Consider the following 12,419-nt stretch of genomic DNA (forward strand, 5'->3'; position numbering starts at 1 on the left):
GCTCGCTAGGAATTCACCACAACTCTAACGGTGTGGAAGCCGGTGGCCCCGCTCGGCGCGACGGGGGCGGACTCCTCGGTTTGCGGGACGCCGTCGAGGGTTGTGGCCCGGACCTGGACCTCGTACTGTCCCGGCGTCAGTGCCAGCGGAAGCTTCCACTGGTACCACGTGTCCTTCGAGATGCCCGGGGCCAATTCGGCCTGCTGCCAGGCGCCGCGGTTGACCCGCAGTTCCACCTTCCCGATGCCCGTGTGCTGCGCCCACGCGACGCCGCCGAACACCACAGTCCCCGCCATCACACCCTGCCCGTCCTGCGGCACGTCGATCCGCGACGAGGTCTTGATGGGCCCGCGCTCGCTCCAGCCGCGGGGCGTCCAGTAGGCAACGTCGTCCGCATAGCGGGTCACCTTCAACTCCGTGACCCACTTGGTGGCCGAAACGTAGCCGTACAGGCCGGGAACGATCAGCCGGACCGGGTATCCGTGCTCGAACGGGAGCGGCTCGCCGTTCATTCCCACCACCAGCAGTGCGTCGCGGCTGTCCGTGAGGGCCTCCAGCGGCGTCCCGGCCGTAAAGCCGTCCGTGCTCCGGGACAGAACCATGTCTGCCCCGGGTTTGGGGCGGGCCATGGCGAGCAGCTCGCGGACCGGCCAGCCGAGCCAGCGGGCATTGCCGATCAGGTCCCCGCCAACCTCGTTGGAAACGCACGCGATCGTGACATGGCGTTCGGTCATGGGCTTGGCCAGGAGGGCGGCAAAGTCGAGTTCAATCTCACGTTCCACCATGCCCGTGACCTTCAGCGTCCAGGTATTGGGGTCGACCAGGGGAACCCGCAGGGCGGTATCGATCCGGTAAAAGTCCTTGTTCGGCGTCACGAGCGGCCCGAGACCGTCCAGCCGGATCTCGGCGCCTGCGGGGATGGGCGGCGCGGGCGAGGCGGCTGCCGGCAGGGCCAGCCTGCTGCGCACCTCGCTGACGACTGCGGCCGCTCCCCTCAGGGTGGAGGCGAGCACGCCGGCGACGCCGGCACCCGCGGCGGTGCCGCCGAGTGCCCACAGGAAACGCCGCCGTGCCAGTGCGGCTTCGCCCGCGGGACGTTCAGCCGGGGCCTCCGCGGCCGGCGTCTCCCGCGGTATCTCTCCGGCGGTCTCCGCGGCCGGCATCTCCCCCACGGAGGCTTGCCACGCCAGCAGTTTTCGGATGAGCCAGCGCAGCAGCGCGATCCCCACCAGGGCCACGAGCACCGGCACCGGGATGGCATTGGCGGTCACATCGGCCCGGCTGAGTACTGCCACGAAACCCACAACGCCGAACAGGGCGATGACGGCCACCCCGGCAAAACGGTGCCGCACTTCAAGCACACCGGACAAGGCCGCGAGCGCGGCGATCACCAGCGACATGCCACCGAGCAGTGCCACCTTGTCGGCAGTACCGAAAACGGAGATGACCCACTCCTTGACACCGGGCGGGACGGCATCGATCACGGCACCGCCGACGGCGGTCACCGGGGACACCGTGGGGCTCACCAGGCCGGCGGCGAGTTCGCCGAGCACCACGGCGGTCCCGACGGCCACCATCCCGGCCCCGGCTGCCCACAGGTCCCGCCGTCGCCGCTGTGCCTGCGGCTGCCCGGCCCGCGGGTGTTTGGCTTGCGGTTGCCGGGGCTGCGGTTGCCGGGGCTGCGGTTGCTGGCCCGGTCCCTGGGCCGGTGCCTGCTCCACCTGCGCTTCCCCTCCGTGCTGGCCGTGGCCAGCTAGCGTCTCGTCCATTTCATCTCCTTGACCGTCAAGGGCAACGTCGCGCTTCACGATGTGCGTCCTGTCTGGATCTGCTCCGGCGCCGAGCCCGGCGGAACCGTTTCCTGCGAACCGCCGGCTGTGGGCACGCCAGCGGAAGGCACGCCGGCGGGTGAACCGCCGGCTGTGGGCGCACCGGCTGTGGGCGCACCGGCTGTGGGCGCCTGCCCGAGAATTTCGCCGTGAACCTCCTCGGCGGGAAGCAGCAGCGAGAAGCGGCAGCCGCCGTCGACGTTTTCCACGCTGACGGTGCCCTGGTGGGCGCTGACAATTCCGGCGACAATGCTCAGGCCAAGCCCGGCCCCGCTGTACCGCAGGGCCCCCGGCGGCTGCTCCTGCAGCCCCTCGGGCCCGGGAACCCCGGCACCTTCACCCGGTCCGCCACCATCCTGACCGGACGGGCGGCCCTGCTTGTTAACTGCCTGAGCGGACAGCCGGCCGGCCCGCCGCCGGGAGGGGTCCTTCTGCCAGCCGGTCTCGAAGACATGCGGCAGGTCTTCTTCGGGGATCCCGCCGCAACTGTCCGTGACGGCGACGACGGCCCGGTCGCCTTTCCGGCCGACCTGCACCGTGACGCGGGAGCCGGGCGCACTGTGGACAATGGCGTTGAGCACGACATTCCGGATGGCCCGTCCCATTGATGGGCCGTCGGCGAGAGCCAGGCATTCCCGCCGGCCGCCGCCGTCGAGCGTTATGCCATGCTGTTCGGCCAGCGCGGTGAGGTCGGCGATGGCGTCGCTGGCGAGGTCGTACAGATCCAGCGGCTCTGCCTTCAGCCGCATCGTACCGGCATGGATCCTGGACAGTTCCAGGAGGTCGTTGACCATGCCCGCCATGAGGTCGGTCTGCGCGATGATCTTGCGGTAGTACGCCGGAACGTCCGCCGCCATGCCGTCCTCGAGCGCCTCGGTCATGGCCCGCATGCTCGCCAGCGGAGTCCTCAAATCGTGGGAGATCCAGCTGACGAGTTCGCGGCGGGCGTTCTCGACGGCCGCCTCGCGCTGCCGGGATGCCTCCAGCATCCGGCTGCTGGCTTCGAGTTCGGCGGCGAGCGCGGCGAGTTCGTGGCTCATGACCGGGGACTGGAGTCCCGGGCTCTCACCGCGGCCGATGCTCCGGGCAGCGTCGGCCAGTTCCTTGGCGTTCCGCGACACCCGCGATCCCAGCACGAGGGCGATCACAATGGCCACCGCCGAGGCCACGGCCAGGACGTACCACATGACCTCAAGGTCCCGTGCCGAGATGAACATGGCGTTGAAGGCGCTGACCATCCCTGCCGTCAGGACAGCGACCGCAGCGAGCACCACCACACAGATCTGCACCGCGAAGGATGCCCTGCGCAGCGGTTTCAGGATGAGCAGCGATGCGGCCCCGATCAAGGCGCCCCACGCCACGGCCCAGCCGATGATGGTCAGGAGTTCAGACGTCTGCACCGGCCGGTTCCTCCTCGTCGCTGGGATCCAACCGGTATCCCACGCCCCAGACCGTTTTCAGGATGGCTGGCCGGGTGGGATCCTCCTCGATTTTCTCGCGAAGGCGTCGCACGTGGACGGTCACCGTGGAGAGGTCGCCGTAGTCCCAGCCCCAGACGGCCTTCATGAGCTCTTCGCGGCTGAAAACCTGCCGGGGCCGGCGCAGCATGAAGGCCAGCAGGTCGAACTCCCGGGCCGTCAGCGCCAGGGGCCGGCCATGGCGGGAGACCGTGCGCGCGGCCGGGCTCAGGTCGAAGCCGCCCACCTCGACGGAAGGTTCCGGGCTGAATTCCGGAAGGCTCCGGCGCAGGACCGAACGGACCCGCAGGACCAGTTCACGGGGTGAGAAGGGCTTGGTGACGTAGTCGTCGGCGCCGGCCTCAAGGCCCAGGATGCGGTCGTCCTCCGTTCCAAGGGCGGTGAGCATGATGACCGGGACACTGTGTGCTGCCCGCAGCCGGCGGCAGACTTCCACCCCGTCGAGTCCGGGCAGCATCCGGTCCAGCAGGACAAGGTCAGGCCGGCGTTCGGCGGCGAGGCGGAGGGCGGCGAACCCATCCGCTGCAAGGACCACCTGGAATCCGGCCTGGACGAGATAGTCGCGGACAACCCCGGCGATGGTCGGCTCGTCTTCAACGAGCAGGATGCGCCGGTGCTCCGTTGCATCCGGGGCCGGCTGGGTCTTGTTCACGCTTCCAGCATAGGTTCGCGACCCCGCCGCGGGCAGGCATCCCGATCCCCGCGGGGCATCCTTCCCGAACACGTAATATCCCCGCCGTCATACGGCTGTGATGACCACCGAGAGGTGGCGTAGCCTGACCCTATGACAGTTCAACTGGGTATGCCCCTGCTGGCCGGCAGTCCCGGAGCGGGCCCGGTTTCGCCTGCGCTGTCCGCACGCCCCGGCGGCCTGCCTGCCGGGCTCGTGGACCGTTTCGGCCGCCGCGCCACGGACATGCGGCTGTCGCTGACGGACAAGTGCAATCTGCGGTGCACGTACTGCATGCCGGCGGAGGGCCTGGACTGGCTGGCGAAGCAGGCCGTCATGTCCGCGGAGGAAATCGTGCGGATTGTCCGGATCGGCGTCGACATGTTGGGCGTGCGTGAACTCAGGCTGACCGGCGGCGAGCCGCTGGTGCGCGCGGACCTGCTGGACATCATCGCCGCGCTGCGCCAGGCCCACCCCGGGCTGCCGATCTCCATGACCACCAACGGCGTGGGCCTGGACAAGAAGGCCGCCGGGCTTAAGGCGGCCGGGCTGTCCAGGATCAACGTGTCCTTGGATTCGCTGCATGAGGAAACGTTTGCCAAGCTGACGCGCCGCCCGTTCCTGAACAAGGTCCTCGCCGGCGTGGACGCTGCCTGGGCGGCCGGCCTGGGCCCGGTCAAGCTCAACGCCGTGCTGATGCGCGGAATCAACGACGCCGAATCTCCCGCTTTGCTGGCGTGGGCGCTGGAGCGCGGCTATGAGCTGCGCTTCATCGAGCAGATGCCGCTCGATGCGGACCACGGCTGGACGCGCCGGGACATGATCACCGCCGCGGAGATCCGCGAACTGCTCTCCGCCGACTTCGTGCTCAGCCCGGACCCGCGGGACCGCGACGGCGCGCCCGCGGAGCGGTTTGAAGTCCGGGCCCGCGTTCCCGGCTCCTCCGAGGCCACCGGTCCCGTGCTCGGTACCGTGGGCATCATCGCCTCCGTCACCGAGCCGTTCTGCTCCGACTGCCGCCGCGCCCGCATCACCGCCGAGGGAAAGATCATGAGCTGCCTGTTCTCCCGCGAGGAAGTGGACCTGCTGGGGCTGCTGCGCGAGGGCGCAAGCGACGAACAGCTCGCCGAACGGTGGCAGGATGCCATGTGGATCAAGCCCAAAGCACACGGTATGGATCACGTGGGCCTCGGCGCCCCCGACTTTGTCCAGCCGGACCGCAGCATGAGCGCCATCGGAGGCTGACTTTTTCGTGAACGTACGCTACTTTGCTGCCGCGCGCGCTGCCGCCGGGGTGGATGAAGAACGCTTCGACCTCTCCGACGGCGATACGATCGCGTCGCTGCTCGAGGCGATCCTCGCCGTCGAGCGCCCCGAACCGCCGGCCGGCACGCCTCCCCTGGCCCGGATCTTGTCCCGTTCCAGCTTCCTGCTCAACGAAGTGGCCGTGCGTGACCACGGCGCGAAGCTCAGGGCCGCCGACGTCGTGGACGTCCTGCCGCCCTTCGCCGGCGGCTAGACGGGCACGGGTTCGGGGGTACCGCCCGGCATCTATGCGACTGCAAGCGCCTCCCGCACGGTGCCCCCGACGACGGCGGCGCCCGCCCCGCCCATGATGATCGTGTAGTGGTTGACGTCCGTGACCTCGCGCACGGTCAGGGCCGGCAGTTTATCCGCCCAGGCGTCCAGATAGCCGGGCGCGTACAGGCCGCCGGGTTCGTTGAACAGCCCGCGCGGGGCCCGCAGCACCAGGGTCTCCACGGCGAGCTCATCGAGGGCCTTCAGGAGTGAGGCGCCGCGGTGCAACTCGGCGGTGTCGTCGGCCATCGCCTGATAGCGTGTGGCCGGCCGGAGCACCGGTTCCACTCCGGTGAGATCGTAGTCCACGTACTCCTCCACCAGCGGGCTCCAGTCCGCGCTGAAGGCCGGATGCTGCTTCCAGAAGCTGCGGTAGACCTCGCGGCTGGGGAAGGTGGCGTTCAGGCGCTCGGCGGCTGGGCCGAGCACGGCGGCGATGATCTGCTCGTCGCTGAGTCCGGCCGGCACCTGCAGCGGCAGGCCGCCGTCGACCAGCACGAGGGACCGCACCCGCTCCGGGAACAGATTCGCGAGCACCACGGCGGCGAAGGCGCCCATCGAATGGCCGACGACGACTACCGGGCCGGTGCTGAGAGTGGCCAGGACGGCCGCCAGGTCCTCCGCGTGGGACGGCATGCCGTAGGGCGCAGGGAGTGCATTGCTGCGCCCCCGGCCCCGCAGGTCCGGGGCAATGATCCTGACGTCCGGCAGGGCTTCGGCCAGCGCCGGCCAGGCCTTGTGCGATGCGGTCACCCCATGCACCGCCAGGATGGTCGGCGCGGCCGGGTCTTCGGGGCCCCAGATGGCCGTGTGGAGCTTGCCGCCGCGGACGTCGACCTCGGTGGTCCGGTAGTGATGGCTGCTGGCTGCTTGGTTCATGGGGCTGTCCCTTCCTGGGGCTGAATGGCTCTGAAGGCGGGGCCGGGGGCGGTGGTGGCGCCGGGCGTGGCGCCCGGTGCGGGGGCGAGGGCCCGTTCGATGAACTGCATCATCTCCTCGAAGACTTCCTCCGGGACATCCGGGCGTGCACCCTGGGCAGGTTCGGTGCCTTCCTCGTCCCAAAGGACCCAGCGCATGCCGATCAGCTCGCCGATGCCCATCAGGGCCCAGGCCGCCACGGTGGGATCCATTTCGCGGACCTCGCCGCTGAGCTGCGCCGCCTTCAGGCCTTCGATGTAGCCGTTGACGATCCGCGTATAGTGCAGCCGCAGGGCGCCGGGCGAGACAAATTCGGCCTGGCGGACGATCCGGTACAGCGCGGGGTGCTCGGCGGTGAAGCGGAAGAAAGCCCGGAAGCCGGCCCGTTCCGCCTCGAGCCGGGTGCCGGCGCTCCTGGCGGCGTCGGTCATGGCGTGCCGCACCCGGCGGTTCAGGTCCTCGACCACTTCATCGAAGATGGACTGCTTGCCGTCGAAGTACAGGTAGAAGGTGCCGAGGCCGACGCCGGCCGCTTCTGTGATCTTGACGATCGAGGCCTCGTGGTAGCCCACCGAGGCGAAGACCGACTCGGCTGCCTCGAGCAGCTTGGCCCGGGTGCGCGTGCCCCGGGCGGTGCGCGGTGCCGCGCTCATGCCCGCTCCCCTGCCGCGGGAGAGTTCCCCGACGAAGCGCGCCCGGCGGCAGTTCGCCCGGCCAGTTCGCGTCCGGCCAGTTCCAGGCGCAGCTTGGCGCGGAGCACTTTGTTCAGTGCCGTGCGGGGCAGGCCTGCGACCATTTCGACCCCTGTCGGGATCTTGAAGCGTGCCAGCCGGGAGGCACAGTGCTCCAGCAGTTCCTGCTCGTCGGTGGCCATGCCGGGCCGGACCACCACGAACGCCATGCCGCTTTCGCCCCAGTGCGCGTCCTCCACTCCGACGACGGCCGCCTGCGCCACCGCGGGGTGGGCCAGCAGGGCGGCCTCGACCTCGGCCGGGGCCACGTTTTCACCGCCGGAGATGTAGATGTCCTTGAGCCGGTCCACCACCTTGATGTACCCCTCGGCGTCGCGCTCCACAAGGTCGCCCGTCCGCAGCCAGCCGTCGGCGAGGACGGCCGCCGTGGCGGCAGGGTCGCGGAAGTAGCCGGCAAACACGCCCGGACCGCCCACCAGCAGCTCGCCGCAGGCAGCGCCGTCGAGGATCTCTCCGGTGACGGGATCCGCGATGACGACGGCGACGTGCGGATACGGCTTGCCCGAATAGCCGACCATCCGCTCGGCATCATCGTTCGGCAGACACAGCACGTTCGGGGACGCTTCGGTCAGTCCGTAACCCTGGCTGAGGGCCACCCCCCGGCGGTGCCAGATTCGCAGCAGCGGCGCCGGCATTGGCGCCCCGCCCACCACCGCCTGCCGCAGGCTGCCCAGCTCGACGTGGGCGAAGTCCGGGTGTTCGGCCAGCATCAGGTACTGGGTGGGGACGCCCATCAGCATGGTCACGCCGCGCTCCGCGATGAGCTGCAGGACACGGCCTGGCTCGAAGCCGCGTTCCAGCACCACGGTGGCCCCGACCCACCAGGCCAGCAGCGGCTGGATGTTCCAGCCGCCCACATGGAACTGAGGCAGCACGGCCAGCACCACGTCACTGCTGCCCATGTCGAGAGTCCGCGAGAGCGACAGGTTGTTCCAGAAACAGTTGGCGTGGGTCAGGACGGCGGCCTTGCTGGCCCCCTCGGTCCCGGAGGTGAAAATCATCAGCAGCGCGTCGTCGTCGTGCACTTCCCGGCGGGAATAGTCCGCCCCGCCCGGCGCTCCCGGCCGCACGCGCGAAGGCGGCGGCACCGACTTTTCGACGCCACCGGGACCGAGGGCCGCGGTCCGGGGCCGGTGCGGCAGCAGCGCGCACGCCGCGGCGGCCAGGCTGTCGAGTTCACCTTCCACCAGCAGCAGCTGGGGCTCGGCGAGCTCCAGCTGGGCAGCGAGCTCCCGGGGAGAGAGCCGCCAGGACAGCGGAACCAGGACCAGGCCGGCCTTGGCGCAGGCGAAGAAGGCCACGACGTGGTCCGAGCTGTTCCCGGTCAGCGTGGCGATCCGGTCCCCGATCCCGTAACCGGCAGCCCGGAACCCGGCGGCCAGGGCAGCGGCCCGGCGTTCCAGCTCGCTGTAGAGCAGGGTGCAGCCGCGGTCGTCGATGGCGACACGGTGCGGGGTGGCGAGGCTGCGGTCGGTGGTCCAGCGGCCCAGGGTGTGCAGGCCGTCCGGCCGTCCGGGGCCGGTTATGTTGCTCATGCTGCGTCCTCCAGAATGTCGCGCGGCGTTTCGGCACCGTGGTTTTTGATGCCGTGGTTGCCGGCACGCCGGTTGCCGCGGCGACGTCGCTGCGCCAGCCGTTCGGCGGTTCCGGTCACTCCGCCGGGCAGGAACAGCACCACCAGGATGAACAGCGTGCCAAGGATGAACAACGGCTCAGACAACGGTACCCGCAGGATATCGGGCAGGGACCTGACGGCCTCGGAATTGGCGAGGGCCGTGAGGCGCTGGTCGAGGACCGTGTAGAACACGCCGCCGATCACGGCGCCCCAGCGCGAGCCGACGCCGCCCAGGACCACCATCACGAGCAGCGTGATGGTGAGGTCCGAAGAGATGGCCCGGGGAACGGCACCGCTTTGCAGCAGCAGGAAGACCATGCCGATCACGCAGACCAGGACCGCGGAGAGAACGAAGATCAGCAGCTTGACGAGGTACGGCTGCAGGCCCAGGACACGGACGCGCAGTTCGTTCTCGCGGACGGCTGCCGCGGCGTGCCCGGCCCGGGAGGACTGCACCCAGGTGACGATCACGAACACAGCCACGAGCACAGCCAGGGCCAGCCAGTACAGGTTGCGGGTGTTGACCACGCCGACGAGGAAATCCGGCAGGTTGTCGGTGCGCAGCGTCAGGCCCTCGTCACCGCCGGTCCTGCCGCCCGGGTTGCGGCCCACGATCACCGAGCCGGCCTGGGCGAAGGCGAGCGTGACCATGGCGAAGGGGATGCCGCCGACGCGCAGGCTGATACTGCCCACCACGTGGGCCAGCACAATGACGATCAGCAGGGTCAGCCCCATGGCCGGCAGCAGCGGAAGGTCCATGTTCTGCAGGATGACCGCAAGGCCGTAGACGCCGGCGCCAAAATAAAGCGCGTGCCCGAAGGACAGCAACCCGGCCACGCCAAGGAGCAGGTGATAGGTCAGGGCGGCGGCGGCCATCAGCATGCACATGGCCAGCAGCTGCAAGGACCCGGGCGTGTAGCTGGGGCCCGGCAGCACGCCGGGCAGGGAGATATTCAGCAGCGGCAGCAGCACCAGGAGCAGGACACCGGCCAGGCCGGCCGCCCACATCGCGAGGCGGCGGCCGGTGATGGCGGGGCGCCCGCCCGGGGCACTGGCCCCGGCGTCGTGCTTCCTGTTTTTCCCCCCGCGGGGGGCCACACGGCCGTTGGCCGCGGCCCGTCCGGAGCTGTTCGTATCGGTGTCGGTGGTCATGAGGTTCTCCCGAGCAGGCCGGTGGGACGGAACAGCAGCACGAGCGCCAGCGCCAGCACCACGACGAAATCGCCGGTGCCGCCGAGGTAAAAGTTCGCGAACTGCTGCAGGACGGCGACGGCGACGGCGGCGATCGCCGCCCCCGTCAGCGAGCCGAGCCCGCCGATCACCGTGACGATGAAAGCGAAGATCAGCAGAGACCCGCCGAGCATTGGCGAAACGTAGCCGAAGTAATGCGAGGCGAGGACGCCGCCGAGGCCCGCCGCCGCCCCGCCGATGGTAAAGACAAGGGTGAAGGCTTTGCGCACGTCGATCCCGAGCGCGGTGACCATGGACCGGTTTTCGACGCCGGCCCGGATGATCATGCCGTAGCGGGTCTTCTTCAGGAAGAACACCAGGGCCAGCAGCACCATGACGGCGGCGACGATGCAGACGAAGCGGTCATTGGGAATCCGCGCGCCGAGGATTTCGGTGGTGTCCTTGAACCAGGCCGGGCCCTGGATGAACACCGGGTCGGTGCCCCAGATGCCGTCGAAGAGGGCCACCGCCGCGAGTGAGAGACCCACCGTGATGAGGACCTGTTCGATGTGCCGCTGGTACAGCCGCCGGATGAGGACAAACTCCGTGAAGGCAGCAAAGGCGGCACCGGCCGCGGCACCGATCAGGAGGGACAGCAGGAACGTTCCCCAGCTGTCCGAGCCCGCGCGGCGGGCGATTTCCCAGCCGGTGAAGGCTCCGAGGGTCAGGAAGGCCCCGTGCGCGAAGTTGAGCACGCCCATCAGCCCGTAGATCAGGGACAACCCGGCGGCCACGAGGAAGTACAGTGCACCGAGGCCGAGGCCGGTGAACATCAGCAGGACGACGGTGCTCACAGGGCAGCGCCTTTCTCGACTAATTTTCCGGCAGGTTTTCCGGCGGGGCCGGAGTCGGTGGACACACCCAGATGCCGCTGGACCAGCCCGGCGTCGTCGAGGAACTCCCGGGCCGGGCCGGTGTGCACCACACGTCCGCCGGAGAGCACGACGGCGTCCCCGGCGAGCTGGCTGACGACCTGCAGGTTTTGTTCGACGAGCAGGATGGGTACGGTCCTGGCCGCTTCGGCCAGGGTCTCGGCCACCTCGCCGACGATTTTGGGAGCGAGGCCCTTGGTGGGCTCGTCGACCAGCAGGATCTTGTTGGTGTTCAGCAGGGCGCGGGCCAGCGAGACCATCTGCTGCTGGCCGCCCGAGAGCGTTCCGGCCATCTGGGCGGACCGGGCCAGCAGGTCCGGGAAGAGCTCCTCGACCAGCTGCCGGCGGGGCGCGGCGTCCCGTTCTGCGAGCCGGAGGTTTTCCGCGACAGTGAGTTTGGCGAAGACCTCACGGTCCTCCGGGACGTAGCCGACGCCGCTGCGGATGATCTTGTACGTGGCTTCCTTCTCGATCCGCTCGCCGTCCAGCTCCACCACACCGGCGCGGTCTATCAGGCCGATGATGGCCTTGATGGTGCTGGTCTTCCCGACGCCGTTGCGGCCCAGCAGCGCGGTGATCCCGGTTGCCGGGACAGAGAACGACACGGCCTCCACCACCTGCTGGCCCGCAATCGTGGCGTTGAGGCCCTCCACCCGCAGGATGGGCGGGACTGCGGCGGCGCGGTGTTCGGCTGCGGTGCTCATACGGGTTCTCCGAGGTAGGCGCTTTGCACAGTGGGGTCGGCCATCACGGCGTCGGGGCTGTCCAGGGCCAGCCGGCTGCCGTGGTGCATCACGGCCACCCGGTCCACGAGGCCCAGGACAACGTCCATGTGATGCTCCACCATCAGAACGGTGCAGCCGCGGTCACGGTGCAATCCTGCGATGATCGCGGTGAGGGACGGGACGTCCCCCGACGCCACCCCGGCCATCGGTTCATCGAGGAGCACGACGGCGGGATCCGTCGCCAGCAGGACAGCGATCTCCACCTTGCGTTTCTCGCCGTGCGAGAGGTCCCCGGCCGCCGTCGTGAGCTTGCCGGTGAGACCGACCTCCGCGATGGTGCCCAGTGCGATCCGGTTGGCCTCGTCCGAGGCCCCAGGGAAGCGCAGGACACTGAAGCTGCCGCCGAGTTTCGCCTGGGCGGCGAGCCGCACGTTTTCCAGCACGCTGAGCCGCGGAAACAAGTTGGACGTCTGGAAGGTCCGGCCCAGCCCCGCGCGGGCCCGGCGGTGGATCGGCGCCGCTGTGATCTCCCTGCCGTTCAGTTCAACGCGGCCCGCGGTGGGCCGCATCACGCCGGAAATCAGGTTGAACAAGGTGGTCTTGCCGGCCCCGTTGGGGCCGATGACGCCGATCATTTCGCCAGCACCGACCGCGAAGCTCACATCCTGGAGGATGCGCGCACCGCCGATCTGCAGGCCGAGGCCATCCACCGCGAGGGCGGGCAGGGCTGGGGCATTCATAAAGGTCCTTTG

The 12,419-nt window shown here is 69.5% G+C and carries 12 protein-coding genes; 2 read left to right on the plus strand and 10 right to left on the minus strand.

The genetic code is table 11. The annotated features are described in order from the left end of the window. Positions 1 to 5: 5 nt before the first annotated feature. From ACFVVK_RS19405 to ACFVVK_RS19415, 3 genes are all read right to left on the minus strand, one after another. Positions 6 to 1,577 carry a molybdopterin-dependent oxidoreductase gene (locus ACFVVK_RS19405; protein ID WP_390270865.1) on the minus strand — a complete coding sequence of 524 codons (1,572 nt, stop codon included), beginning with the start codon at positions 1,575 to 1,577 and terminating at the stop codon, positions 6 to 8. 227 nt (positions 1,578 to 1,804) lie between these two features. Continuing rightward, the gene (locus tag ACFVVK_RS19410) at positions 1,805 to 3,229 is read right to left on the minus strand and encodes a sensor histidine kinase (protein WP_390270789.1); all 1,425 of its coding nucleotides are present in this window, start codon (positions 3,227 to 3,229) and stop codon (positions 1,805 to 1,807) included. Then, a complete protein-coding gene (locus tag ACFVVK_RS19415; RefSeq protein WP_390270792.1) occupies positions 3,216 to 3,959 on the minus strand; it encodes a response regulator transcription factor in 744 nt (247 codons plus the stop codon). The genes ACFVVK_RS19410 and ACFVVK_RS19415 overlap by 14 nt, the downstream gene beginning before the upstream one ends. Before the next feature lie 132 nt (positions 3,960 to 4,091). Here ACFVVK_RS19415 and moaA point away from each other — a divergent pair, with 132 nt between their 5' ends. Then, positions 4,092 to 5,222 carry a GTP 3',8-cyclase MoaA gene (gene moaA, locus ACFVVK_RS19420; RefSeq protein ID WP_390270795.1) on the plus strand — a complete coding sequence of 377 codons (1,131 nt, stop codon included), beginning with the start codon at positions 4,092 to 4,094 and terminating at the stop codon, positions 5,220 to 5,222. Positions 5,223 to 5,229: 7 nt separating this feature from the next. Further along, entirely contained in the window at positions 5,230 to 5,496 is a 267-nt protein-coding gene (locus tag ACFVVK_RS19425) for a MoaD/ThiS family protein (RefSeq protein ID WP_390270798.1), read from the plus strand. 32 nt (positions 5,497 to 5,528) lie between these two features. Here the strand turns inward: ACFVVK_RS19425 and ACFVVK_RS19430 are convergent, their stop codons facing one another. From ACFVVK_RS19430 to ACFVVK_RS19460, 7 genes are all read right to left on the minus strand, one after another. Beyond that, positions 5,529 to 6,434 (minus strand): alpha/beta hydrolase, encoded by a 906-nt coding sequence (locus ACFVVK_RS19430; protein ID WP_390270800.1) that lies wholly within the window; start codon positions 6,432 to 6,434, stop codon positions 5,529 to 5,531. Continuing rightward, positions 6,431 to 7,126, minus strand: coding sequence for a TetR/AcrR family transcriptional regulator (locus ACFVVK_RS19435; RefSeq protein ID WP_390270803.1), 696 nt, complete (start codon positions 7,124 to 7,126; stop codon positions 6,431 to 6,433). Before ACFVVK_RS19435 ends, ACFVVK_RS19430 begins: the two co-directional genes overlap by 4 nt. Further along, positions 7,123 to 8,760, minus strand: coding sequence for a class I adenylate-forming enzyme family protein (locus tag ACFVVK_RS19440; RefSeq protein WP_390270805.1), 1,638 nt, complete (start codon positions 8,758 to 8,760; stop codon positions 7,123 to 7,125). The genes ACFVVK_RS19435 and ACFVVK_RS19440 overlap by 4 nt, the downstream gene beginning before the upstream one ends. Then, positions 8,757 to 9,848 carry a branched-chain amino acid ABC transporter permease gene (locus tag ACFVVK_RS19445; protein ID WP_390270868.1) on the minus strand — a complete coding sequence of 364 codons (1,092 nt, stop codon included), beginning with the start codon at positions 9,846 to 9,848 and terminating at the stop codon, positions 8,757 to 8,759. The genes ACFVVK_RS19440 and ACFVVK_RS19445 overlap by 4 nt, the downstream gene beginning before the upstream one ends. Before the next feature lie 140 nt (positions 9,849 to 9,988). Further along, positions 9,989 to 10,864 carry a branched-chain amino acid ABC transporter permease gene (locus ACFVVK_RS19450; RefSeq protein ID WP_390270808.1) on the minus strand — a complete coding sequence of 292 codons (876 nt, stop codon included), beginning with the start codon at positions 10,862 to 10,864 and terminating at the stop codon, positions 9,989 to 9,991. Beyond that, positions 10,861 to 11,646 (minus strand): ABC transporter ATP-binding protein, encoded by a 786-nt coding sequence (locus ACFVVK_RS19455; protein ID WP_390270811.1) that lies wholly within the window; start codon positions 11,644 to 11,646, stop codon positions 10,861 to 10,863. The genes ACFVVK_RS19450 and ACFVVK_RS19455 overlap by 4 nt, the downstream gene beginning before the upstream one ends. Continuing rightward, on the minus strand, positions 11,643 to 12,407 hold the full coding sequence (locus ACFVVK_RS19460) for an ABC transporter ATP-binding protein (protein WP_390270813.1): 765 nt from the start codon (positions 12,405 to 12,407) through the stop codon (positions 11,643 to 11,645). The genes ACFVVK_RS19455 and ACFVVK_RS19460 overlap by 4 nt, the downstream gene beginning before the upstream one ends. Between the last annotated feature and the right edge of the window lie 12 nt (positions 12,408 to 12,419).

This window comes from Arthrobacter sp. NPDC058192 (assembly GCF_042883665.1).
Lineage (GTDB): Bacteria > Actinomycetota > Actinomycetes > Actinomycetales > Micrococcaceae > Arthrobacter.